This is a genomic window from Paenibacillus pectinilyticus, from assembly GCF_001700435.1.
Classification (GTDB): domain Bacteria; phylum Bacillota; class Bacilli; order Paenibacillales; family NBRC-103111; genus Paenibacillus_E; species Paenibacillus_E pectinilyticus.
The window spans coordinates 690,331-712,175 of record NZ_LYPC01000027.1 but is presented as its reverse complement, the minus strand read 5'-3'; the positions used below and the strand labels follow the sequence as shown (position 1 = coordinate 712,175).

Below are 21,845 nucleotides of genomic sequence, written 5' to 3'. Positions count from 1 at the left end.
ATGAAAAAGGGGATTATCCACGATGTATAGCATCAGTGAGATCGAAAAAATTATCGGAATACCCGCCTCTACTCTCCGTTATTATGAGCAAGAAGGAATTCTGCCTAATGTGAATCGGAATGCTCGCGGGAGAAGAGAATATACAGAAGAAGTATTGAATTGGCTCGAATTAATCGTTGCATTGAAAGATACTGGCATGTCGATTGAGGAGATCAAATCCTATACAGCGCTTATTCGTCAGGGAGATGAGACACTGAACGCAAGGAGAGATTTTCTGTCCGAGCACAAAATGAAAGTGGAGAAAACAGTAGCTCAAACCCAATTTCATCTAGAAAAAATCATTCGCAAAATCGCGATTTATGATATCTTGATGCATAAGAAGATGACGAGTACAGAAACTTTAATTTAAATCCCCTATTGACTTCAAGTTAACTTTAAGTAGTAGACTACGAAATAGATAAACTTGAAGGAGTGATTATGTTGTCTCAACTAGAAAAAGTATGGTTTATTACAGGATGCTCAACTGGATTTGGCCGTCAAATCGCGGAGCATGCGATTGATGCAGGATATAAAGTTGTCGTGACAGCCCGCAATGTGGAGCAGATTCAGGATATTACTGCTAAATCTGAAGCAAACACACTGGCTCTGTCATTAGACGTGACCAATCAAGATCAAATCGATCGTGCTGTTGCCAAAACAATTGAGAAGTTTGGCCGTATTGATGTTCTCATAAACAATGCCGGTATTGGTTATTTCGGTTCCGTTGAGGAAAGTGTCGAAGAAGAAACCCGCAAAATGTTTGAAATTAACTTTTGGGGACTCATGCATGTGACAAACTCCGTACTCCCACATATGAGAAGCCAGAAATCAGGCCACATTATTAACTTCTCATCTATCGGTGGCTTGACCTCTTTCCCGACACTTGGCTATTATCACGCAACCAAATATGCCGTAGAGGGAATTTCCGAAAGTCTTGCACAAGAAGTAGCCCCTTTCAACATTCATGTGACACTGATCGAACCAAGCGGCTTCCGTACGGACTGGGGCGGTCGTTCTTCTGTTAAAACTGAAACAGCCATATCTGAATTAAAGGAATCATTTGTGGGCCAAATGCTGAATGCTGTCCAGCGGGGGGCAGGGCAAGAAGCTGGCGACCCAACTAAAGCTGCCCAAGCGGTTATTAAAGTCGTTGAAGCAGATAAACCACCTCTTCGTCTACTACTTGGAGAAGCGGCTTATAAAGCAGCCACATATAAATTCACAAACTTACTTGCAAGTATCGAAGAATGGAAAGAAACAACGATTAACGCCGACTTCAAAAAATAAGAATATTTATTTAATTAAAGGGTTGTCTGACTTTCATAGTCGGACAACCCTTCAGAGCAATACTGAAGATCTCTCCACTTTTATTGCTGAATGTTGCTTACAATATGTTGAATGACTTCTTTAAGAGACGTTGGTTTTCTGCCAAGTAATTTCGGAAGATCTGTACTCTCCACATCCATCCCGCCGTCACGTAGCCCGCTTTGGATCATAACAAGAAAAGGAATCATCGTTTCCGGCATACCGACATTACTCATTACACTAGCATAGGTTCCGTCATTCACCTGTTGAACATCGACTTGTTTTCCGATAACATCTGCGACAATTGCCACAAACTCCTCTTGCGTTGAAGGTTTACCTGCTAATTCATACACCGTATTATCGTGTCCTTCTCCTGCAAGTACGATTGCAGCAGCTTCTGCAAAATCTCTCCGACTTGCCCAACCGATCTTGCCAGATCCGATTGCCGTTACCCAAGGTGCTCCATTCAATACCGCTTGAATAGAACCGGTCTCATTCTCTATATACCAGTTATTGCGCAACATTGAAAAAGGAATCCCAGTTTCCCGAATGGCTTCCTCTGTGATCCGGTGATCATTTGCAAGAATAAACTTGCTTTCAGTTGCATTCGAAGCGCTTGTATAGGCGATAAAACCTACATTTGCTTGTTGTGCTGCCTTCACAGCAGTGAGTTGCTGTTGCAAACGATTTTCCAAATCTCCCGTTGAAATAATAAGAAGTCGATCAATTCCCGTGAAAGCAGGAACCAGTGACTCAGGTTGATTGAAATCCCCAAATCGAACGTCCACACCGCGTTCGCTCAAAGCAATAGCTTTTTGCGGATCCCGTACGCTGACTGCCAGGTTCTCAGCCGGTATTGATTTCAATAAAGATTCTACGACCAAAGATCCCAGTTGCCCAGTCGCACCTGTTACCATGATTTTCATTGTTTTACCCCCTATTTTTGTTTAAGCGCTTTGCGTACAGCAGGTGCGACTTCCGTCGCTAAAAGTTCAATAGCCTTTGCTACTTTCGAGAGTGACTGTCCGCCCATATCGAATTGGCCCATAAACCGGCTATGCCCAAATAATTCATGCTGGTACAATATTTTTTCTACAAGTTGCTGTGGACTGCCGACTGCAAGTACATTGTCTGGAGCAGTCATTACATCTAATTCTGAACGCGATACCGAGAATCGTTGTCCACGCTCTTTTAGAAAATAGCCAAAATAATTGTTGTAATGCGGGTGGAATTCATCGAGTGCTTGTATTGAGGTTTCGGCAATGTAAGAGTGACCCGTGACGGAAACCCTTAGCTGAGATGGGTCATGACCTGCTGCTTTACCTGCAGCTCGGTAGATATCGACAAGCGGTTTAACCCTCCTGGGGTCTCCGCCTAAAATACCAAGCGCCATGTTGACACCCAATCTGCCTGCTCTAGCTGCACTTTCTGGTGTCCCACCAACGCCAATCCAGAGTGGAATTGATGGTTGAAACGGCCGCGGAGCAATTGCTGCATTGTGCAACGCTGGACGGAATTGCCCTTGCCACGATACTCGCTCTTTCTTAATCAATTGCATCATTAACTCTAATTTATTTTCAAACAACTCATCGTATTTCCTTAAATCCGCCCCAAAGAGCTCAAATGATTCCAAGAAAGCTCCACGACCAGCAATGAGTTCAGCACGTCCGCCTGAAATCAGATCTAGCGTTGCAAAATCCTCATATACTCGCACTGGATCAGCCGTGCTGATAACGGATAATGTACTTGTCAGTCGGATGTTTTTCGTCGCTTGAGCGATGGCCGCCAGAATCATTGCATAGGAAGAAGTGACAAAATCCAATCGATGATGTTCGCCGATCCCAAAAAGATCAAGACCCGCTTCATCAGCCAGCTTTGCCATTGCAATAATATCATCTATCCTGCTTTTCGCACTTTGCGTCTGTCCCGATGGTCCCGGAATTAATTCACCTAACGAATATATACCAAATTCAAATTCATTGTTCTTCATTAGTTAAACCCCGGAAAATCAGCAAGATCAGAAGCATTAATTGCAAATAACACAATGCCGATAATGGCAAGAAGAAGAATCATGAACGTTTCTTTGAAGGAGTCCTTCACCCGCATATGTGTAATAATACCACCGATCGCTGTAATACCAAGTATTAATGCTCCTAAAGCCACCCAGCTTGAGTCCCAATAACCTACAATTAATACAGCCGCGCCGACAAATTCAATGATCCCCGTAACAACTCGGAACCATTGCGGCAGCCTCCAATGCTTAAAGCCCTCAACATGCATCTTGGAACCAGAGATTTTCCCTAAACCAGCCATTAAAAACATGAGTTCCAACAAACTTTGCAAAACGATAGAAAAAATAGTCATCTCCATTCATCTCCTTTAATTATTAAAAATAATGGGCATTCTATGCCTATATAAATGTTCTGAGGCTATTCGATACATGAAAGCCCCTACATTTTCGCGTGAAACTGCCATTTTGGCAGGCTTATCACCAAACGAAAAATCGTACGCGTTATTCTTGTGCTTCACATTTGGATTAATAATGCGAACAACAGTCCAATCCAACGATGACTTCTTAATCAACTGCTCGACTTTTTTCATCTCATGATAACCATTCGGGAAAAGCAGCTTCGCCATGATCCCTGGAACAATTGTGGTAAACTGTTTCTTATCTTCATTTGATTTCACTGTAGGTGTGGCTAACGTGATGAATCTTTTTTTATTCAGTTGTTCCATGACCTGGATGATCATTTCATGACCGTCTGCAATCGGTGTTCCTTTCAATTTGCGCGATGTATCTAATGCTGGACCGAGTGTGCTAATCACGACATCCGCCTGCTCAATCGCTTTTTTAATCAAATTCTGATCCGTTAACTCTCCCACAATTAAGTTCAAATTGGGAGATGTCACTTTCAGACTATCAGGTCTTCTTACAAAAGCCGTGACCACATTTCCTTTATTTCTTAAGGCATGTTCAAGTACGATTTTGCCTATAGCGCCACTGGCACCAAAAATGGTTATATGCATTTGCATACTCCGCTCCTTTTCCGTGCTTAAAAAAAGCACATTTTAATTCAAAGAAAAAGTTGCATTGGAGTGCAACTTTGATAATTCGACTACATTTCACTCTTCCTTAAAGAATTCAACGCGATCCATCAATTGAGCAATTGTATAATTTCGCAAAAACTCGATGGTAATTAATTCGGCTTCATGGAGAATTTTTTCAAGCTCAACATCTAGTTGTTCTCCCGCTTCTCCGCAATCCACTTCTTCTTCGGCTTCATGCGAGAAACTACTTATGGCTTCATAAATATCGCCTAAAGTAATCTCTGAGGAAGATTTCCGCAAAAAATAACCACCTTCACGCCCCCCCTTAGAATCAACGATTCCTGCCTGGGTCAACGATTGCATCACTCTGCGCATAAACGTAGCATGTGAATCGACTTGACTGGCAATCATCGCACTGGTTAGCATACTACCGCTTTTAGCTAACCAAACAACCGCATGAATCGCTATTTTGAGACGAGGGGGACCAATGTGAACGCCACGAGATGCGGTACTCATCTATTCACCCTCCAATCCATCATTTAAATGTTACTTTTATAAGCACAGTATAATCAATATAAATGATCTATGCAAGTCATTTGTTTTTATACATACAAAGAGCCAGAAACCTAATGGTTTACTGGCTCTTCACGATACAATATTCTTTTAGCAACTAAACCTAGGCATCCAGTTCCTCATAATTAAAAAAGTCGAAGTCCGCATGCAAGCGAGTTCCTCGCAAATCCTGTACACAAAGCCCCACGAAAGCGCCAGTAAAAGATAATTTATGCTGGTAACTGTCCGCAAGATTACCAGCGTACAGAGTCGGACCGATAGGTTCCCACGAATGACCGTCTGAGCTATACGAGAATTGAATCTTATCGAAATCCATTGTAGCTTTCAGATAGATGCGCTCCCCTTCAGGAATCGGTACATAAACCTCTAGTTCATCATATTGACCCTGGTCACTCACGATGATCGCTAGATGCTTACCAAGTTCTTCATCATGGGAAATACGCAGATAGTAATGATCGGATTCATCATAATAGAGAACCAGACCCGCCATTTGAGTAAAAGTTTCCGGCTCAAACTCCACACATGTCACCATCTCACACTGGAAGCTTTGAATGCGTCTTGCTACGAGGCTTTGGTTGTGCAAAGAGGTCAGCGATTCTCTTCCCTGCAATCGCAAGAAACCAGGACGCTCGGTTAAACTTAACCATGACTCGTCAGCCGGAACTCGAAGCGTATGCCAATGCACGCTGAGACTCGTTGCGTCGAAATCATCCCGAACCGGGTCCGGTGTAAACGGATGCGGAATTAGTTCCGTTTCCGGAATATACAGCTGCGGCTGCTTACCGCCAGTTGCTAATCGTAGCCAACCGTCCAATGTCCATGTTACTTTTTGCAGTGAAGTTTCTCGTCCCAATGGACTGAGCTTGTTGCCATCAGAAAGAGGACGAGAACAAATGAACACCATGTACCAGTCCCCCAGCTGTGTTTCCACTAAGGAGCCGTGGCCTGCATTTTGCAAAGGATGATCTGGCGTATTTCTTGTCGTGATAATTGGGTAATCCGGGTCAACTTCATAAGGACCGTCGATGGAAGTCGCTCGCATGAGTGTTGCAGCATGCATCGGCCCTGTTCCACCTTCGGCTACCAGCAAATAGTAGAAGCCATCCTTTTTATACACCATCGGGCCTTCCGTCACACCCAAATCTGTCCCTTTCGTAATCAGTTTGATTTCGCCGATCAGCTTGCTTTCCAGCGAGCAAAACTCCTGCATAATGATACCAGCGAATCTACTTTTGTTTTTACGAAAATCCCACTGCATTTAAACAAATACTTCCGGCCATCCGTATCGTGGAACAAAAAGTGATCGAAACCGCTGGAATTCAGATAAATGGGTTCTGACCAAGGCCCTTCAATTGAAGGCGCCGTCACAATATAGTTGTGCAGATCTTTATACACGCCTTTTCGACCAACCACATTCGTAAAACACAAATAAAAAGTACCATCCGAGTAGCTTAAAGATGGTGCCCAAATACCGCCTGAACTTGGCACACCACGCAAATCAAGCTGACTCACGCGATCTAATGGACGAACCAACGGTCTCCAGTTCATTAAATCTTTGGAATGATGGATGAGCACGCCTGGGAACCATTCAAAGGTAGATGTTGCGATATAATAATCATCTTCAACCCGTATGATCGATGCATCCGGATTGAAGCCACGCAGAATTGGATTTTGAATCATGCTTTCGTACTCCTCACTACCACAGATACAAATCGTTTCCTTTTAGCTTGAAAATCGCTTCCATGAAGTAATAGTCACCATAAATAATCGGGTGATGATGGTTTGCCGAATGATAAGCAGCTGTACCATATTGAACTAAACTATCACTCTCTGTTGTCCAATTGATGCGTGAGCTATCCAAGGCTTGGAGCATCTTCAACGCAGCGCCCAAGTACAGATCCTTTTCATGCTCGCCTACGACTTTCGCAATCTCAATTAAACCGCATGCTGCAATTGCTGCAGCCGTATCATCCTCGCGCTTCGGTTCTTTCGGCTGCCGGAAATCAACTGGAATCACGCCATCCGCAGGTATGTTCGCAATAAAATAGTTGGCTATTCGTTTCGCGGTTTGCAGATACTCATCCTTTTGCGTATGAATATAGCTCATCATGTACCCATATAGCGCCCAAGTCTGTCCTCTCGTCCAGGAAGAGCCTTCTTCATATCCTTGGCCACCATATGTTTTAACTACTCCGCCTTCAAATGGATCAAATTCTACAATGTGATTAACAGATCCATCTGGGCGAACAAAAGCTGTCATGCACGTATCGGCATGCTTCATCGCGATTTGCTTGAATCGTGGGTCGCCGGTTTCTTCTGAAGCCCAGTACAGGAGCGGAATATTGAACATGCAATCAATGATCGCCCAGCCTCTTGTATCGGAGCCCTCTAAATCGTTCCATGCACGGATAAATCCACCTGCCAGATTAAAGCGACCTGCGAGTAGAACAGCGGCATGTAATGCTCTTTTGCGAGATTCCGGATTTTGCGTCACTTTATAGTTCGCCACACTTGTTGGCAACCACATAAAACCAACATCATGATGCAAGCCATAAAATTCATCAAAACAGCGATCTAATTCTTTTTCGGAAATTTGTGCGATTTCTTTATATTTGTCGTTACCGGTTTCGTGATGCATAAGCCACATCATGCCGCCCCAGAAACCATTGGTCCACCAATTAATTTCGTCTGTTTCTGTACCTGTGGGATTGTCCACGATGCGATTATCATGTGTGCCGTTAATGGTCGTATACGGAATTTTATGTTTGGACTTTTCGCTAACCCAGTCCATTTTCGTTTTTATTTTGCCAATCACATTCTCCAGCCAAATTTGATCTTGTGCCCCAAGCATGCTCATTTCTCCTACCCCTTAAGTTTATTTATTTTGATATGATTTCATCATACCACTAGGTCATGTACAGTTTTTTATGTTAAATATGCGGTTTTTTTAGCAATATCCTAAACTTATTCTGTTAGTTTGTCATACATCCAATCGTACGACAGTCTTCCGCTAATCTCATGAGCACCAGGGAAAAGATCTGTTGCCAAATGATCCGGCTTACCAATAATCGTATATGCAGCTTGAATCTCTTCGATCGCTTTTATAAATCCTTCTTTTGGAAAAATGGGATCATCCGCCCCTGACTCCAGAAACAGCGGTCTAGGCGCAATTAAGCTAATAAGCTCCGGTAATTCAGCATGATTTAGAATACCTGGGGTATAGTTACATAGACAATGGTGAACCGCAAGAATACTTTCCTTGAATGTATTCGGGAAGCCTGCTAACACAGTTGCTCGTAACCGTTCGTCTAGGACGGAGGCAATGAAAGCAATCAAACTGCCTCCTGAGAAACCCATAATTCCAATATGCTCTGGGTCTACTTCATCTAGACCACTAAAATATTCTAATGTACATATAGCCTCTTGAACTCGGAGTCCCGTCAATGTCTTACCAACCATTAACAACTGAGCAGCCATCGTATAACAAGAGCTGGGAGCATTAGGGTCTTCCTTTAAGTCCGATTGTAGCCTTCTCTCTCCAAATCCGACGACATCTGGTGCAATCACGACCATCCCACGATGAACTAATTCGATGGCAAAGTTACCATAAATGCCAGGCTGTCCCTCATCCCATGAGCCGTCTGGATGCATACCTAGAATTTGTCTACTCCCGTATCCATGACCGTGAACGGCTATTACGCCTGGCAATTTTCTCTTCTCAAATCCTTTTGGGACTAAGATATAAGCAGGGAAAGTTAATCCTGGCGTAGCAGATAGTTCCACTCGCTTTCGTATATAGGTGCCACAATCTATTTCTTCTAAAAGAACGGGTGTATGATTTTCCTGCATCTCAAAAGTACCGATGGACTGTGCTAAAACTTCTCTTAAATATACTTTCCGATCGTCCGCTTGCCTAAGAGGATCTTGCCCTTGGTTTCTTGATTTTTCATATTCGGATGCAAGAAAATTGTCTGCATACCACATAAGTACATCCTCCTCACAAAACTACATTCATTTGTCATGTGTTCCATATGAAAACTGTCGTAAGTGGATTACCCTTACGACAGTTGGACATTTTTTATTTTTTAGTAGCTAAGAAAGCATCGATTTGCTTTTGCATTTCAGTTTGAATTTTCTTAACAGCGGAACTCGCTTCGGATTTATATTTATCCCAGTACGTTTGCGGGTCAACTACCCCATTAAAGATAGGATCCATGTACTTGTCCCGAAGTGTGTTCAGTTGTGCAACTTCATTAGCCACAGAAGCAGAATCGAAAGTAAATCCAGCTAATTTACTCGGTGTGAAGTTTTCACCAACTGCTGTGTATTTGTTAAGTGCGATCGTCTCCGCGCCTAGACTTTGATCATAACGATCCAAAATTGGATTCCAAAGCCATGCATACGGGAACCAAGCATAGTCATTATCAAGCTTTTTGTACTGATCGTCGCCTACAGGCTCCCAGTTTTTACCCTTAATTCCGTAAGCAAGCAAATCATAATTATCTTTTTGCTGGGTCCAGTTTAAGAATTGAATCGCACGTTCTTTGTTTTTGCTGACATGTGTCAGAGCAAGAAAATTCCAAGCTTGGTAGGTAGACACATTCGCCCCCTTCTCTTGTTTAAACAATGTTACAGCTTCAATTTCGCCATTTACGCTCTTCTTCACAGCAGCTGCATCGTCTGCATTCACACCGAAATCATTGGTGTTAATAATGGCTGCTTTACCCGCTTTATACTCTGCCTTGGCATCCTTAACGGATAGCACATCTTGATACATCAATTTATCGGTATATAGTTTCCTAACATCGGTAATCCAGTTCCAAACCGTTGGATCCATTTGATCAAACATATTGTAGACCTTACCGTCGTTATTTTTTAAGAAGAGAACGCCATTCGTACCAATTTGTGTATCATCAATGTGGCTGTCATAATCGAATACTTTTCGGAAGTTCGCCCAATCCATCGGACCTTTGTTCGAGATTATCGGTGCAATGTTGGTTTCTTTTTCTTTGATAACTTTGGCAAAATTGATCAAATCATCGTACGTCTTAATTGGGGCTATACCATATTTATCTCGCAAGTCTTTACGCACGTAGAAAATACGGCCTTGATAATAGGAATTGGTAAGCGGGATCGCCATAATTTTGCCGTTATATTTATTAGAATTCCATAATTGGTCAGATCTCGTTTTTAATATGTCTGGACCATATTGTTTAAGTAAATCATCTAAGGGTTCATAATAGTTACCTGCTACCATTTGGCTCAAGTGAACCCAGGGTGCATCAAATACTAAATCCACATCTTCACCTGATGCAAGCGTAACTTGTGTTTTCTGAGCAATATCTGAGAACGGTACGAAAACAACGTTCAGCTTCACGTTAAGTGTACCTGACATACGTTTTTCGGCTTCTGCAATCACGGTATCGAAATCTTTCGGGCGATCACCTGGAATCATGATTTTAAGTGTAACGGGGTCATTCTTCTTCACAGCTGGAGATTGTTGTGCGCTTGTTGCAGCTGGGGAAGTTGTAGATTCCGCAGCCTTTTCTCCATTACTACATCCTGCTAACACTGCCATAACGGTAACTGCTGTCATCCCTAAGCTAAACCATTTTTTCATTTTTGTGTGCCTCCCTTTATATCATCCATCTTCCTATATGCTCAACCGGCTTCATCCGGGGAACAACATTACCCTTTAATTGCACCAACAGTCAATCCGCTGACAAAATATTTCTGAACGAAAGGATATACCAGTACGATAGGACCGATCGTTAAGCACACAGTAGCCATTTGAACAACATTCGTAGGTGCTGATACCGTGTAGGCAGTGCTGCTGCCTGAAACATATGAGGAAACATTTAAGTTCGAAATAAGCTGACGAATCATCATTTGAAGCGGATGCAGCTTGTAATTATCGATAAATAGGAGTGATAACCACCAGTCGTTCCAATATTGCAGCGCATAAAATAGCGTGATCGTAGCAATGGCTGGAGCCGTGATGGGCAAAATAATTTTGAAGAAAATCCGAATTTCTCTAGCTCCATCTATGGTCGCTGATTCATTAATTTCATATGGCAATGTCCGATAAAAGGATACAAGTATAAATGCATAAAATGGATTTAACAGATACGGTAAAATGAGTGCCCAAACGGAATCCTTCAGATGCAGCCAGTTAGCGATTAAGATGTAGAATCCGACCAATCCGGCGCCAAAAACCATCGTAAAATACGTAAGGAATGAAAGAATATTGCGATATTTAACTTTACGGTTTGCAATTACATAGGCATACATCGCTGTAATGATGACAGAGAGTGCAGTTCCTATAACTGTGACGAGAATAGACACCCGGTAACTTCGGAAGATTTGATCGCCTTGTAAAATGAATTTATACGCATCTAGCGTCAAAGAGCTCGGTAGCAATTGATACCCATGTTTCATAAAGCTGGCTTCTGAAGCAAAAGAACCAATGAAGACGAGCCAGAATGGCAAGAAACAAAACAAAGCAAATAACAAAACAATTAAGTTCATACTCAGTCCAAATGTTTTTTCACCCAACGACCGGTTTTTCAGTTTAGCATTCAAACGGTTAACCCCCTAGAACAAACTTGAATCTTTATCGATTTTGCGGACTAATCCGTTAAACACAAGGATACAAATCAATCCCATCATAGATTGATAAAAAACAACGGCTGCCGACATACTGAAATTTCCTAGCTGACGCAGAGCACGGAACGAATACGTATCAATAACATCCGTTGTCGAGAAGAGGACTCCATTGTCACCAACGATGCCATAAATCATGCCAAAGTCACCATAGAAAATCCGACCGACACCCAGTAAGGCAAGCATGATGATAATGGGTCTGAGCAAAGGAACCGTGATATGAATGATTTGTTGTAACCGTGATGCTCCATCGATCTCAGCAGCTTCATAATAATCGGATGAGATTCCTGTAATAGAAGCAAGGAAAATAACTGAGTAGTAGCCTGCAAATTTCCATACATAGATAATAGTTAAAATAGCTGGCCAGGCACCGGACTTCTGGAACCAAGCTACTTCGGGAAGTCCGACGGCGATCAGGAGTTTGTTCAGCAAGCCGTCACCTGTATTTAAGATGGCAAACACCATTAAACTAACCACTAACCATGAGATAAAATAGGGCAGGAATATGATGGATTGTGCTAGTTTTTTAAACAACTTCACACGAATCTCATTTAAGAGGATCGCCATGCTTGCAGAGATGAGCAGACTGAAGATAATGAATAATCCATTAAGGAACAATGTGTTGAAGGTTACCTGAATCCAATCATGCCCTTGAAAGAAGAATTTGAAATTATCAAATCCAACCCAGGGACTTCCCCAAATGCCATTCGTAAGTTGATACTTCTTAAACGCGAGTAAATGACCCGACATAGGGACGTATGCGAAAATAAGTAGAAACAAAAGACCAGGCAATGCCAATATGTAGAGATCGACATTTTTTCTGATTTCTCTGAAGAAACCCATCTGTTAATCACCTCAAACCTTTTCTGTTGTAATGTTAGCTCTTGTCGATGTGCTCATCATAATTCGCTGGGCTAGGACCGGTAAAGTCAGAAGATTGGCGATTTAGTCCTTCAAATGGCTGTAGAGATGCGAATAGCCACATTGAATACAACGAAGCAGAATAAGTACTTTCGTGAAGCAACGACCTTTCCTATAATAGAAGTTAGCTATTAGAGGGGGATACTCATGAAAATCATAACTCGGATCAAAATGCCTCTGCTGTTTCCCATGCTCAGCTTGTTATTCATGATCTTACTTACCTTTACCTTATTCATGTCTTACGAATATTCCAAACAAGCAACGGCTGACGTTAACACCTTCTCTTTAGCTAAGATGAGGCATTCTTATCAAAACACCTTATTTACTTTTGATAATATCCGTTCCTTTGGTGTAAGTACCTCTCAGGACACGGCAATTAGCTATTGGCTTATCACGGATCAGCGAGATCCACTCAGTGATGCAGATGCTTTCAATGCAGCTAGCCGCTTCGCATCCCTACAGCCTTTCATTCATTCCATCTATTTGGTAAATACGAAAACGCGTAAAGTCATAGATACATCAACAAGTCTGCAGGATTTCAATACTTTTCAAGATCAAGGTATCATTCGAAAGATTCTGGAGGAACGTCCATCCTACATTTCCTATTTCAATCATACAGTCGGCAATGAGTCCTATATTGGAATGATCATGCCGAACACACAATCAACGAATTCTGGCTACTTAGTCATTTTGCTAAATAAAGATCAACTTCAGAAGTTTCTGCTGCAGAACGAAGATACCATTGGTTTACAAATCAATATTACGGATAAAAACAAACAGATCATGCTCGGTGAGCACATTTCGAATGTTTCGCTGACCGACACCTACTATCAGGTTCCGGATAAGCCGTTTCAACCGATTACCTACTCGTTTGGTAAGGATCAAAGAAAGATTTCATCTGCCGAGCTGCCGATTGAACAATGGATCATGCATTTTGTTGTCGATGAGAGCTACTTGACTCAAAACATTGATTCTTTTAAACAAAAGTTAGCCTTTTGGTGTATTGTACTCATGCTCCTCATGCTGCTATTATTCGCTTGGAGTTCACGTCGAACATTAAGTCCTTTTCGTAAACTATCCGAGGAATTACAAAATATGCTTGGCATTCATTCCATTCAACAATCCGGCGCAGATGCGGACATTATTCGAAGTGGATTTACGTATCTCATGGATTCTCTTCAAGATATGAATCATTCGCTCAAGGATTATCGTCATATTGCGAAAGAAGAATTTCTACGCCAATGGCTGCTACAAGGCACAAAGCTTGCGGGAAATATTCGTAACGAAGTGTCTCCGTTATTGGCATATGAATACCTTCATCTAGCTATCTTGCGGATTGAAACCTACAAATATTTCGTCGATACGTATAATTACAACTCGCGAAAGCTGCTTAAATATGCAATGGGCAATATTGCACAAGAAATCTTCCGAGAAGCAGATTACACATGTGAATCCGTCGATATGGGCAGTGATCATATTGTTTTATTGGTAGGTGCCCGTAATTTCACCGAGAATACAAGTCAATCAGATATCACATTATTCTTAGAAAACGTAGGACTCCAAATCGAAAAATGGCTGCAAATTCGAACTTCCCTCGCTTTGAGCAGTATTTTATCTATCCAGAATAACTTGCGCCAATCCTATCAGGATGTGTATGAACTATCTCTCCTTAAATTTTTTAACGGGGAGAATAAGATTTATTGTGACGCTGACTTAGAAGAGAGCTTCCAACAAGAACAGATCTATCCTGACCAAAGTGCTTTGAACGAACTGATCCAAGCGATTAAACAGAATGATGCGGAACGTTCTACTGTGCTGCTAGACAGGTTACTTATCCAGCTCAAGCATGTTTCCTATACAGAGTGCTTATTCCAATTACAAATGATCGTCTATAGCTTATACAAAGCATTTAATAAGGTCACAACGATGAAGGAATCTGTCTTAGAAGAGTTCCGTGCAGATCGATTCTCTTCACTCACTGAAGCACAAGCTTGGATCGAACAAGAAATATTCAGCATCATGGAGACCCTTATTCAGAATCAAATTGGCGGCCGCAAAGGGGAATTGGTTCAAGAAATCAATGACTATGTAAAGGATCACTTACAGGATCCGCTCTTATCAACGGATGTCATTGCCGACCATCTTGGCTTCTCATCTAGCTATTTAAGACACTTGTTTAAAGAGGCCACAGGGGTCACTTTAGCCGATTTTATCTTGCTTCAACGTATTGAGCAGGTCAAATATTTACTCGTCAACACGGAGGACACGTTAGCTGTCATTGCATCCAAGACAGGATTCCAAACCAGAAGCCACTTCTTTAGCGCTTTTAAAAAGGCTACGGGATGCACGCCAAGTCAATATAGAAATGAATTTGTAAAAGAGTAGTTTCGAGAACGATAAAAAAGCAGTCACAGAGGCATAACCTCTTGACTGCTTTTTAATTATTAGGAGCTAAATAATCTGCATGAGAACACGATTAGCCTTTTGTTGCTCCCGCGGCAATCCCTTTGACAAAGTATTTCTGCAACGCAATGAACGCAATCAACACAGGAATAATTGAAATCGCGGTACCTGCGAATACCATATCCCATTGTGAGGCATATTCGCCGACGAAGCCGAAGATTTCAACAATCATCGTTTTAGGCTTATCCGAAGGCAGTACCAAACTTGGCATCAAGAAGTCGTTCCAAATACCGAGACCATTGAGCACGACCAAGCTCGCTGTGCACGGTCCGAGCAAAGGGAACACAATCCGCCAGAAAATGCCGTATTTAGAGCAGCCATCGATTTCGGCTGCTTCCTCAATTTCACGCGGTACTCCTTTGAGAAAGCTCGTGTAAAGCAGCACGCCGAATCCTACCGAACCGGAGATGTAGATGAGAATCGGCCCACTCAAGCTGCCGTAGAAGCCCATCATTTTCATCTCTTTGAAAAGTGGAATCATATAGACTTGAAATGGAATCATCATACCTGCTAGAAAGTAGATATAGACCATATTCGTCCATCTTTTATTCGTGCGCTCAATCGCGTATGCAGCCATTGGGATGATCGCAATCATCGCGATAATCGAACTCAGTGTTAAAATAATCGAGTTGACCATGGCTCTTGGGAAATCCGTTTTGGTCCACAGGTAGACGAAGCTGTCTACGTACCAGCTGGTCGGGAATGCGATCGCATCCCGCAGAATCGCGCCATTGCTTTTAAAGGCAGAAATTAAACTGAAGTAAATCGGGAAGAAGAAGATAATGGCAAGGACGAGTGTCAGTGCAAAGAGTAGAATCTCAAGTATGCTTTTCTGTTTTCTCATCTTATAACTGCACCTCCCTGCTGCGAAGCAGCTTAATTTGAATGAGTGATACGATTAGGATCAAGATAAAGAGGACAAGCGATAGCGCTGTACCGAAGCCTTGTCGTAACTCGCCAAACCCGACTTTATAAATAATGTAAGTCAATGTTTCTGTAGCAAAACCAGGTCCACCGTCCGTCATAACGGCAATCTGATCGAATATTTTGAGGGAAGCAATCATCGATAACATCATGCACACCGTAAAGGCGCCTGCTAGCAGAGGGAACGTGATGTGGCGGAATTGCTGCCAGCGGTTCGCTCCATCAATACTTGCGGCTTCCGACAATTCTGGAGGAATACCTTGCAGACCAGCCAAATAAATAATCATATAATAGCCGGCACCTTTCCATACAGTTGCAAAAATAATAGCGATCAAAGCGTAATCCGGATTTCCAAGCCAATCAACCTTTAAAAAGGAAAGATGCATTTTATCAAGCAATTGCGTAACTACACCGAAGTTGTAATTCAGAATAATCGTCCATACAAATCCCATAACAATCCCACTGAGAAGCGTTGGGAAGTAAAAAATACTGCGAAACAAGTTGCGGAACCATTTCACCTGATCGACCAGCATCGCTAGTAGCAAGGCAACCGCATTTTCTATTACAACTAAGACAACGGATAAGATTAACGTATTTTTCAACGCATTATGCACACGCTCGCTGTGCCACATCTCTACGAAGTTATCAAAGCCAATAAAGCGAATATCCGGACTAACGCCATCCCAGGAAGTAAAGCTGAGGTAGATACTACTCGCTGTCGGAACCATGACGAATAATGTATAGAGAATCAGCGCAGGAATAAGAAACACGACGGAAAAGGTTAGCCATTTTCTTTTTCTCTTAATAGGCTGTATGGTGTTCATTCTCTTATGCCTCCTATTGGATTTTGAAGGCAGTAGCAGGAAAACCTCCGCAAATGACGCAGAGGTTCTCCGTTTGCAGCCTTTTATTTCTTATTTTTTCATTGCCTTCACTTCAGTGTCCCACTCTGCATCTGCTTTTTTCAGGTAATCAGCACTGAAATCGCCTTTTACTAACCAATCTTGAACAGATTTGTAGAACCAGTTACGGAATTGTGGCGGGATTTGATTAGCTCCCCAGAAGTTGTTGATTTGAAGCGATTTTTTAACGTTTGGATCCGCCATCATCGTCAGAACTTCTTGCAATTGTGGAGAAGCTTCATAGTTCATTTTCTCTTTTGTAGATGGGATTGCGCTTGCTACTTTCAAGTATTTTGGATATTGCTCTTTGCTGAAGAAGAATTTGATAAAATCTGAGATCGCAGCTGTTTTGTCTGCATCTTTCGCTGCAGCAGCCGATAAGGACCAACCAGATGGTTGAGCAACACCGACCACGTTAACAGCACCGTTTTGATCCGGAACAGGGTACCAGCCAAAATCAAATTTCGGATCGGCTTGTGCAATCGTTGGGAACATCCACGGTCCTGAGTACAAGCTCGCTGCTTTACCAGTAACGAGCATGGAAGCCGTTTGGTTGTCCGCCGTACTCATATAACCTTTATCTACGTAGCCTTTCGTAAACAAATCTGTCATCAACTGCATCGCTTTCGCTGGACCAGGATCTGTGAAGCTTACTTTACCTTCGGAACGCTTGGAGTTCCAGTCTGGATCTTTGATGAACACTTCATCGATCAAGAATTTATTGACCCAGAAACCCCAGTGAAAAATATCTTTACCTCCGACAACGATCGGTGAAATACCTTTTGCTTTCAGTTTTTCTTGAGCGGCGATGAAATCTGCATACGTTTTCGGTTCTTCTGTAATACCTGCATCTGCATAAGCTTTCTTGCTGTAAATAATCCCTTGCGGTGCAGGCAGCGAGATTGGTGCATTGTATACTTTACCGTTTACTTGTGGGACGCTTTCAAACAAGCCTTGCAAATCTTTTGGAAGTTCAGCTAGCTTGCCAGCGTCTGCGAACAATTGCGTATCACGCATTTCGACAAGATCCGGAAATTCGCCAACAGCATCTTTCGTTTTCAAAAAGTCTAGGTATGCAGCTGTCGTTGTTTCACTCAAATCTTTGATTTTAACGTTCGGATTCGCTTTCGTGTAAGCAGCAATGGAATCTACAACCGCTTGTTTGGTCGCTGGGTCACCAGTTGCATAAATGACGCTAAATGTTACGTCTTTCTTCGGAGCTGCAGTTGCAGTAGATGTACCTGCCGGAGCAGCGCTTGAAGTGGATGATGCGGAATCACTGTTGTTACCGCAGCCTGCCAAAATAAGTGCTAAAGCTGTAGACCCTACGAGTACTTTGGAAAAAGTTTTAACCATGGTTGAAAGTAACCTCCCTTTAATATCTAGCTTCATGTGAACAACTCAAGTTGTGTGCTTTCGACTCATCAGGTGCTGTTCTGTTCCTTGATTTAAGACTAACATACGACAAATTTGTTTAGAATGAAGTTTTTTAAGGTCGATATGCATGAATTTAAGAAGGTGAAAACGGATGCATACAACTTTGATCACAATGAAAACAGCTCCCGCCATGCTTCGATTCGAAGCTAAAGCAGAAGCTGTCTTCAGAATTTCGACTACTTACCCCTTGATTTGACTCTTATATTCTTGCGGGAGCTTCCCATAACTTTTCTTGAACATATCGCTGAATTGCCTTGGATTATGATAGCCCACCTGCTCTGCAATTTCATAAACGAGCAGATCCGTTTGCAGGAGTAGTCGCACTGCATTTTTCATCCGAATATTCGTGACGTACTGCTTAAAATTCTCATGCGTGTGTTTCTTAAAGAAGCTGCTAAAATAGTACGGATTCATAAACACTTGGGAAGCCATGCTTTCTAGAGTGATATTTTCACTATAGTGCTCCTCAATGTATTCCTTAATAATCCTCATCTGCTGCGCTTCGCGGCTACCGCCTGCTGTGCTTACTTGTTCCAGTATGTCCAACATGCGATCCGATATGAAATCTGTAAGATCACTATAACGGTAAAATTGATGCATCCGCTGCTGCCAGTCTTTGCGCTGTTCTGGCGACACCTGAAGATCAATTCCCACAACTGACATTTCCTCCATTAAGTCCGTTAACATCGCATAAACGAGTAATACTGCCGTTTCTTTACGGCCATTGGCATTGATTGCTGCGTGCTCAAAGAAGCTTCCCAGAAGCTCCTGTAATTGCTGTTTTTCCTTAGTGATGACCGCTTTAATAACAGCTTGTTTGGCATCAGCCAAGAGCTGCTCTGAGCCCCCATGCTGCTCATTCTGTGACCAGGACAGAATTGTCCCGTCATTCTCAAAATAGCTATAATTCATCGTCTCAATGGCGGAAATATAGGATTTCCTTATGTCTTGCAGGTTTAGAGCTGGCCTACCTATACAGATCGTCACATGTATTTTAAGATAATATAAAATTTTATCCCGCATTTCGCTCGCGAGTCGCTCCAAATCATCCTCTATGCGAAAGTGGTTCACGATAACACATAAATTTTCGCCTTTTCGAATGACGAGACCGCTCCCATAAAATTGGATCAACTCATCTACCAGATTGGATACAGCAAACCCTAATAGACGCTTCTCATGCTCCCCCCATCTGCCATCCTGTAACTGTACATGAGCCAGCTCCACATATAGCACACTGAAACACGGGCCCACGAACTGCGTGTTCAAGGCCTCTAGCTTACGTCCTGCTTCCTCCCACCGTATATCCCCTTGAGTGAGCCTGTCAAACAACTCCTCGAGCTGTGTCTTCCTATCTTTTTGTTCATATACGGCTAACTTACCTTTAGAGGATTGATCCTCATTTGCTTCCCTCAGCTGTGTCATCGCTTTGCCTACCGCCTCGAGCAGCAGACTCTTCTCGATCGGCTTTACCAAATAATCGACCGCACCGAAGGCAAGTGCATCCTTAGCATAGGAAAATTCCTGATAAGCGCTGATAAAAATAATTTTCGTATGCAACTGCCGCCGTTGTACTTCCTTAATCACATCGATGCCCGAACCGTCCGGCATGCTAATATCCGTGATGACAAGATCAGGCAACTTATCTTCGATTTGCTCCATCAAACTTCTGCCAGTCATCGCCTCACCCACGATTGCAATGCCGAGCTCTTCCCAGGGTATTAGCTTTTTTAACCCTTTGATAATGATCGGTTCATCATCAGCTAGAATGGCGTTCAACACGGACATTCACCTCTTTCGTTAACGGAATGACTATACGGACAGTAGTACCAATATGTTGACTGCTGTTGATCTCAACGCCAAATCCATGCCCATAAAGTCCCACAATACGTTCATGGACATTAATAAGCCCAATACTACTGCTCGTATCCAGCGAGCTGCCACTAGCCAACTTTTCTCGAACATGTTCAAGCGTATTCTCACTCATGCCTACGCCATCGTCGTCCACCGTGACACTAAGCAGGTTGTCGGGCAGCTTTTCAATTGAAATGCGAATTGTGCCTTTCCCCGTCTTCGGCATAATACCATGATAAATCGCGTTTTCGACGATCGGCTGCAGGGATAGCTTCGGAATCGCACAGTCCATTAAGTCCGCATCGAAACGGAAGTCTAAACCCAGCCTATGCTCACCGTATCTGATAACCATTAATTGGAAGTATTGCTCCACATTAGTCTTCTCTGACTTAATTGTAACTGTTTCTTCTCCGTAATCGAGCACATACTTGAGCTGATGGGACAATGACAAAATCATATCGCCCACCTCATTTGCATCTTCAGCAACAGCGCTCATCCGAATCACTTCGAGTGTATTGTACAAATAATGCGGTCTGATCTGGCTTTTCAATGCGTTCAATTCTGCTTGCTTCTGCTTAATCTGCGCAACATACACAACGTCAATGTATTCTTTCAGCCGCCCCACCATTTTATTAAAGCCATGGGAAAGAAGTCCCATTTCATCCGCTGTCTTCACAGTCACCTTCGTATCGAAATTACCTGACTCTACTTTCGCCATTTCTCGCGTAATACTTCGAATCGGGTTGGAGAAACGATTGGAGAACCAAACTGCTACTACAATTAATGAAACGATACACAAGCCAATGACGATCGTAATCGTTCGAATGAGTTGCTCGACTTTGAGAAACAGTTCTTTTTTATAAAACTCGCCGACAATTTGGATGTTATTCTCTGCTGTTGCCTGTTGTAAATGCAAGTAATCATCCGACGTATTGGCGTGGAAAACGGTACCAATCAGCTTCAGTTGATTGCTATACAGGATAATCCCCTGATCATCTACCACATAGACGGTATCTTGTTTATTCAAAACCATTTGCTTAAAAATCTCCGTAAACACGCCAAGTCCCACATCCATGTAAAAGGTACCGACAATATCACCCTCAACCTTGAATGAGCCCAATACATCCGTAAGGTTACGGCTAAACGTCATCACAGGATCCGTCGCCCCAAGAAAGTAATCTTGCTTGTGCGTCGGGAAAAAGCTTAGGCCGTTCCGATTGAGTTTCGTCTGTTCTTTCCATTCGACCTTTGGATAAGGATATTGGTAATCTAGTGCAACAGTGTTCTTCGATAAGCTTTGATATGTCCCATTCGGCAGAACAAAAAAGACACTCTGCAGGTTACGTTCCGTGTATAACACCGTTTGCAAGAAATCGTTAATCGTCATTGTCAAACGAATGTCTTGCTCCTTGGATTGCGCTGCAATCGCCTGGCCTAATTGGCCATAAAGCCCGCCTACTCCGTAAGAGTACATCAGCTTGGAAATATTGTTGTACTTAACGAACATATCATCCACATTGCGACTGGCAAATAGCAGCATTTGCTCATAGTTATTCGTCGCATATCGCTCCATAAAGCCGCTGAACGTCTGCAGAGAAATATAACTAAGTATTAGCAGCGGGATGAGGCCTACTGAAATGAAGGAAAGTGTAAACTTGGCAAAAATGCTTTTGTGCAGCCGAAAAGGGTTCGATGCCATCTGTGAGCCGCCTCGTTCTT

18 protein-coding genes and 1 pseudogene are annotated in these 21,845 nt (G+C 42.6%); 3 read left to right on the top strand and 16 right to left on the bottom strand.

The annotated features are described in order from the left end of the window. Nucleotides 1-22: 22 nt before the first annotated feature. Nucleotides 23-409, top strand: coding sequence for a MerR family transcriptional regulator (locus A8709_RS24870; RefSeq protein ID WP_065856205.1), 387 nt, complete (start codon nt 23-25; stop codon nt 407-409). A 71-nt stretch (nt 410-480) separates the two neighbouring features. Then, nucleotides 481-1,326 (top strand): oxidoreductase, encoded by an 846-nt coding sequence (locus tag A8709_RS24865; protein WP_065857344.1) that lies wholly within the window; start codon nt 481-483, stop codon nt 1,324-1,326. Between the two features lie 80 nt (nt 1,327-1,406). On the opposite strand, the gene A8709_RS24860 is transcribed toward A8709_RS24865, so the two are convergent. The 11 genes and pseudogenes from A8709_RS24860 to A8709_RS24810 all read right to left on the bottom strand — a co-directional run bounded on the left by A8709_RS24860 (nt 1,407) and on the right by A8709_RS24810 (nt 12,471). After that, nucleotides 1,407-2,270, bottom strand: a complete 864-nt coding sequence (locus tag A8709_RS24860) for an SDR family oxidoreductase (protein ID WP_065856204.1) — start codon at nt 2,268-2,270, stop codon at nt 1,407-1,409. Between the two features lie 11 nt (nt 2,271-2,281). Beyond that, entirely contained in the window at nt 2,282-3,334 is a 1,053-nt protein-coding gene (locus A8709_RS24855; RefSeq protein WP_065856202.1) for an LLM class flavin-dependent oxidoreductase, read from the bottom strand. Beyond that, on the bottom strand, nt 3,334-3,708 hold the full coding sequence (locus tag A8709_RS24850) for a DoxX family protein (RefSeq protein WP_065856199.1): 375 nt from the start codon (nt 3,706-3,708) through the stop codon (nt 3,334-3,336). Before A8709_RS24850 ends, A8709_RS24855 begins: the two co-directional genes overlap by 1 nt. A 15-nt stretch (nt 3,709-3,723) precedes the next feature. Continuing rightward, nucleotides 3,724-4,371, bottom strand: coding sequence for an NAD(P)-dependent oxidoreductase (locus tag A8709_RS24845; RefSeq protein ID WP_065857342.1), 648 nt, complete (start codon nt 4,369-4,371; stop codon nt 3,724-3,726). Between the two features lie 96 nt (nt 4,372-4,467). Then, nucleotides 4,468-4,908, bottom strand: a complete 441-nt coding sequence (locus tag A8709_RS24840; protein WP_065856197.1) for an RrF2 family transcriptional regulator — start codon at nt 4,906-4,908, stop codon at nt 4,468-4,470. A gap of 160 nt (nt 4,909-5,068) precedes the next feature. Then, nucleotides 5,069-6,645, bottom strand: a pseudogene (locus A8709_RS24835) (glycoside hydrolase family 43 protein). Nucleotides 6,646-6,661: 16 nt separating this feature from the next. Beyond that, nucleotides 6,662-7,816 carry a glycoside hydrolase family protein gene (locus A8709_RS24830; RefSeq protein WP_065856195.1) on the bottom strand — a complete coding sequence of 385 codons (1,155 nt, stop codon included), beginning with the start codon at nt 7,814-7,816 and terminating at the stop codon, nt 6,662-6,664. 113 nt (nt 7,817-7,929) lie between these two features. After that, nucleotides 7,930-8,949 carry a dienelactone hydrolase family protein gene (locus A8709_RS24825; RefSeq protein WP_065856193.1) on the bottom strand — a complete coding sequence of 340 codons (1,020 nt, stop codon included), beginning with the start codon at nt 8,947-8,949 and terminating at the stop codon, nt 7,930-7,932. A 94-nt stretch (nt 8,950-9,043) separates the two neighbouring features. Further along, complete coding sequence (locus A8709_RS24820; RefSeq protein ID WP_065856192.1) at nt 9,044-10,585, bottom strand: extracellular solute-binding protein; 1,542 nt, start codon at nt 10,583-10,585, stop codon at nt 9,044-9,046. Between the two features lie 68 nt (nt 10,586-10,653). Further along, nucleotides 10,654-11,493 carry a carbohydrate ABC transporter permease gene (locus A8709_RS24815; protein ID WP_065857340.1) on the bottom strand — a complete coding sequence of 280 codons (840 nt, stop codon included), beginning with the start codon at nt 11,491-11,493 and terminating at the stop codon, nt 10,654-10,656. Nucleotides 11,494-11,559: 66 nt separating this feature from the next. Next, nucleotides 11,560-12,471 carry an ABC transporter permease gene (locus A8709_RS24810; RefSeq protein ID WP_065856190.1) on the bottom strand — a complete coding sequence of 304 codons (912 nt, stop codon included), beginning with the start codon at nt 12,469-12,471 and terminating at the stop codon, nt 11,560-11,562. A gap of 225 nt (nt 12,472-12,696) precedes the next feature. On the opposite strand from A8709_RS24810, the gene A8709_RS24805 reads away from it, so the two are divergent. After that, complete coding sequence (locus A8709_RS24805; RefSeq protein ID WP_065856188.1) at nt 12,697-14,934, top strand: AraC family transcriptional regulator; 2,238 nt, start codon at nt 12,697-12,699, stop codon at nt 14,932-14,934. A gap of 91 nt (nt 14,935-15,025) precedes the next feature. Here A8709_RS24805 and A8709_RS24800 read toward each other — a convergent pair whose 3' ends face one another. The 5 genes from A8709_RS24800 to A8709_RS24780 form a co-directional block, all read right to left on the bottom strand. Continuing rightward, nucleotides 15,026-15,856 carry a carbohydrate ABC transporter permease gene (locus tag A8709_RS24800; RefSeq protein ID WP_065856186.1) on the bottom strand — a complete coding sequence of 277 codons (831 nt, stop codon included), beginning with the start codon at nt 15,854-15,856 and terminating at the stop codon, nt 15,026-15,028. Nucleotide 15,857: 1 nt separating this feature from the next. After that, nucleotides 15,858-16,760 (bottom strand): carbohydrate ABC transporter permease, encoded by a 903-nt coding sequence (locus A8709_RS24795; RefSeq protein ID WP_065856184.1) that lies wholly within the window; start codon nt 16,758-16,760, stop codon nt 15,858-15,860. A 90-nt stretch (nt 16,761-16,850) separates the two neighbouring features. Further along, entirely contained in the window at nt 16,851-18,194 is a 1,344-nt protein-coding gene (locus A8709_RS24790; protein WP_065856181.1) for an ABC transporter substrate-binding protein, read from the bottom strand. A gap of 261 nt (nt 18,195-18,455) precedes the next feature. Next, on the bottom strand, nt 18,456-20,060 hold the full coding sequence (locus A8709_RS24785; protein ID WP_244163306.1) for a response regulator: 1,605 nt from the start codon (nt 20,058-20,060) through the stop codon (nt 18,456-18,458). Continuing rightward, a complete protein-coding gene (locus A8709_RS24780) occupies nt 20,032-21,825 on the bottom strand; it encodes a cache domain-containing sensor histidine kinase (RefSeq protein ID WP_065856178.1) in 1,794 nt (597 codons plus the stop codon). The genes A8709_RS24785 and A8709_RS24780 overlap by 29 nt, the downstream gene beginning before the upstream one ends. Nucleotides 21,826-21,845 lie beyond the last annotated feature (20 nt).

Coding starts and splice junctions, on each gene's coding strand:
- A8709_RS24870 (WP_065856205.1), top strand. CDS start 23: ATGTATAGCATCAGTGAGATCGAAAAAATTATCGGAATACCCGCCTCT.
- A8709_RS24860 (WP_065856204.1), bottom strand. CDS start 2,270: ATGAAAATCATGGTAACAGGTGCGACTGGGCAACTGGGATCTTTGGTC.
- A8709_RS24855 (WP_065856202.1), bottom strand. CDS start 3,334: ATGAAGAACAATGAATTTGAATTTGGTATATATTCGTTAGGTGAATTA.
- A8709_RS24850 (WP_065856199.1), bottom strand. CDS start 3,708: ATGACTATTTTTTCTATCGTTTTGCAAAGTTTGTTGGAACTCATGTTT.
- A8709_RS24845 (WP_065857342.1), bottom strand. CDS start 4,371: ATGCATATAACCATTTTTGGTGCCAGTGGCGCTATAGGCAAAATCGTA.
- A8709_RS24840 (WP_065856197.1), bottom strand. CDS start 4,908: ATGAGTACCGCATCTCGTGGCGTTCACATTGGTCCCCCTCGTCTCAAA.
- A8709_RS24830 (WP_065856195.1), bottom strand. CDS start 7,816: ATGCTTGGGGCACAAGATCAAATTTGGCTGGAGAATGTGATTGGCAAA.
- A8709_RS24825 (WP_065856193.1), bottom strand. CDS start 8,949: ATGTGGTATGCAGACAATTTTCTTGCATCCGAATATGAAAAATCAAGA.
- A8709_RS24820 (WP_065856192.1), bottom strand. CDS start 10,585: ATGAAAAAATGGTTTAGCTTAGGGATGACAGCAGTTACCGTTATGGCA.
- A8709_RS24815 (WP_065857340.1), bottom strand. CDS start 11,493: ATGAACTTAATTGTTTTGTTATTTGCTTTGTTTTGTTTCTTGCCATTC.
- A8709_RS24810 (WP_065856190.1), bottom strand. CDS start 12,471: ATGGGTTTCTTCAGAGAAATCAGAAAAAATGTCGATCTCTACATATTG.
- A8709_RS24805 (WP_065856188.1), top strand. CDS start 12,697: ATGAAAATCATAACTCGGATCAAAATGCCTCTGCTGTTTCCCATGCTC.
- A8709_RS24800 (WP_065856186.1), bottom strand. CDS start 15,856: ATGAGAAAACAGAAAAGCATACTTGAGATTCTACTCTTTGCACTGACA.
- A8709_RS24795 (WP_065856184.1), bottom strand. CDS start 16,760: ATGAACACCATACAGCCTATTAAGAGAAAAAGAAAATGGCTAACCTTT.
- A8709_RS24790 (WP_065856181.1), bottom strand. CDS start 18,194: ATGGTTAAAACTTTTTCCAAAGTACTCGTAGGGTCTACAGCTTTAGCA.
- A8709_RS24785 (WP_244163306.1), bottom strand. CDS start 20,060: ATGTCCGTGTTGAACGCCATTCTAGCTGATGATGAACCGATCATTATC.
- A8709_RS24780 (WP_065856178.1), bottom strand. CDS start 21,825: ATGGCATCGAACCCTTTTCGGCTGCACAAAAGCATTTTTGCCAAGTTT.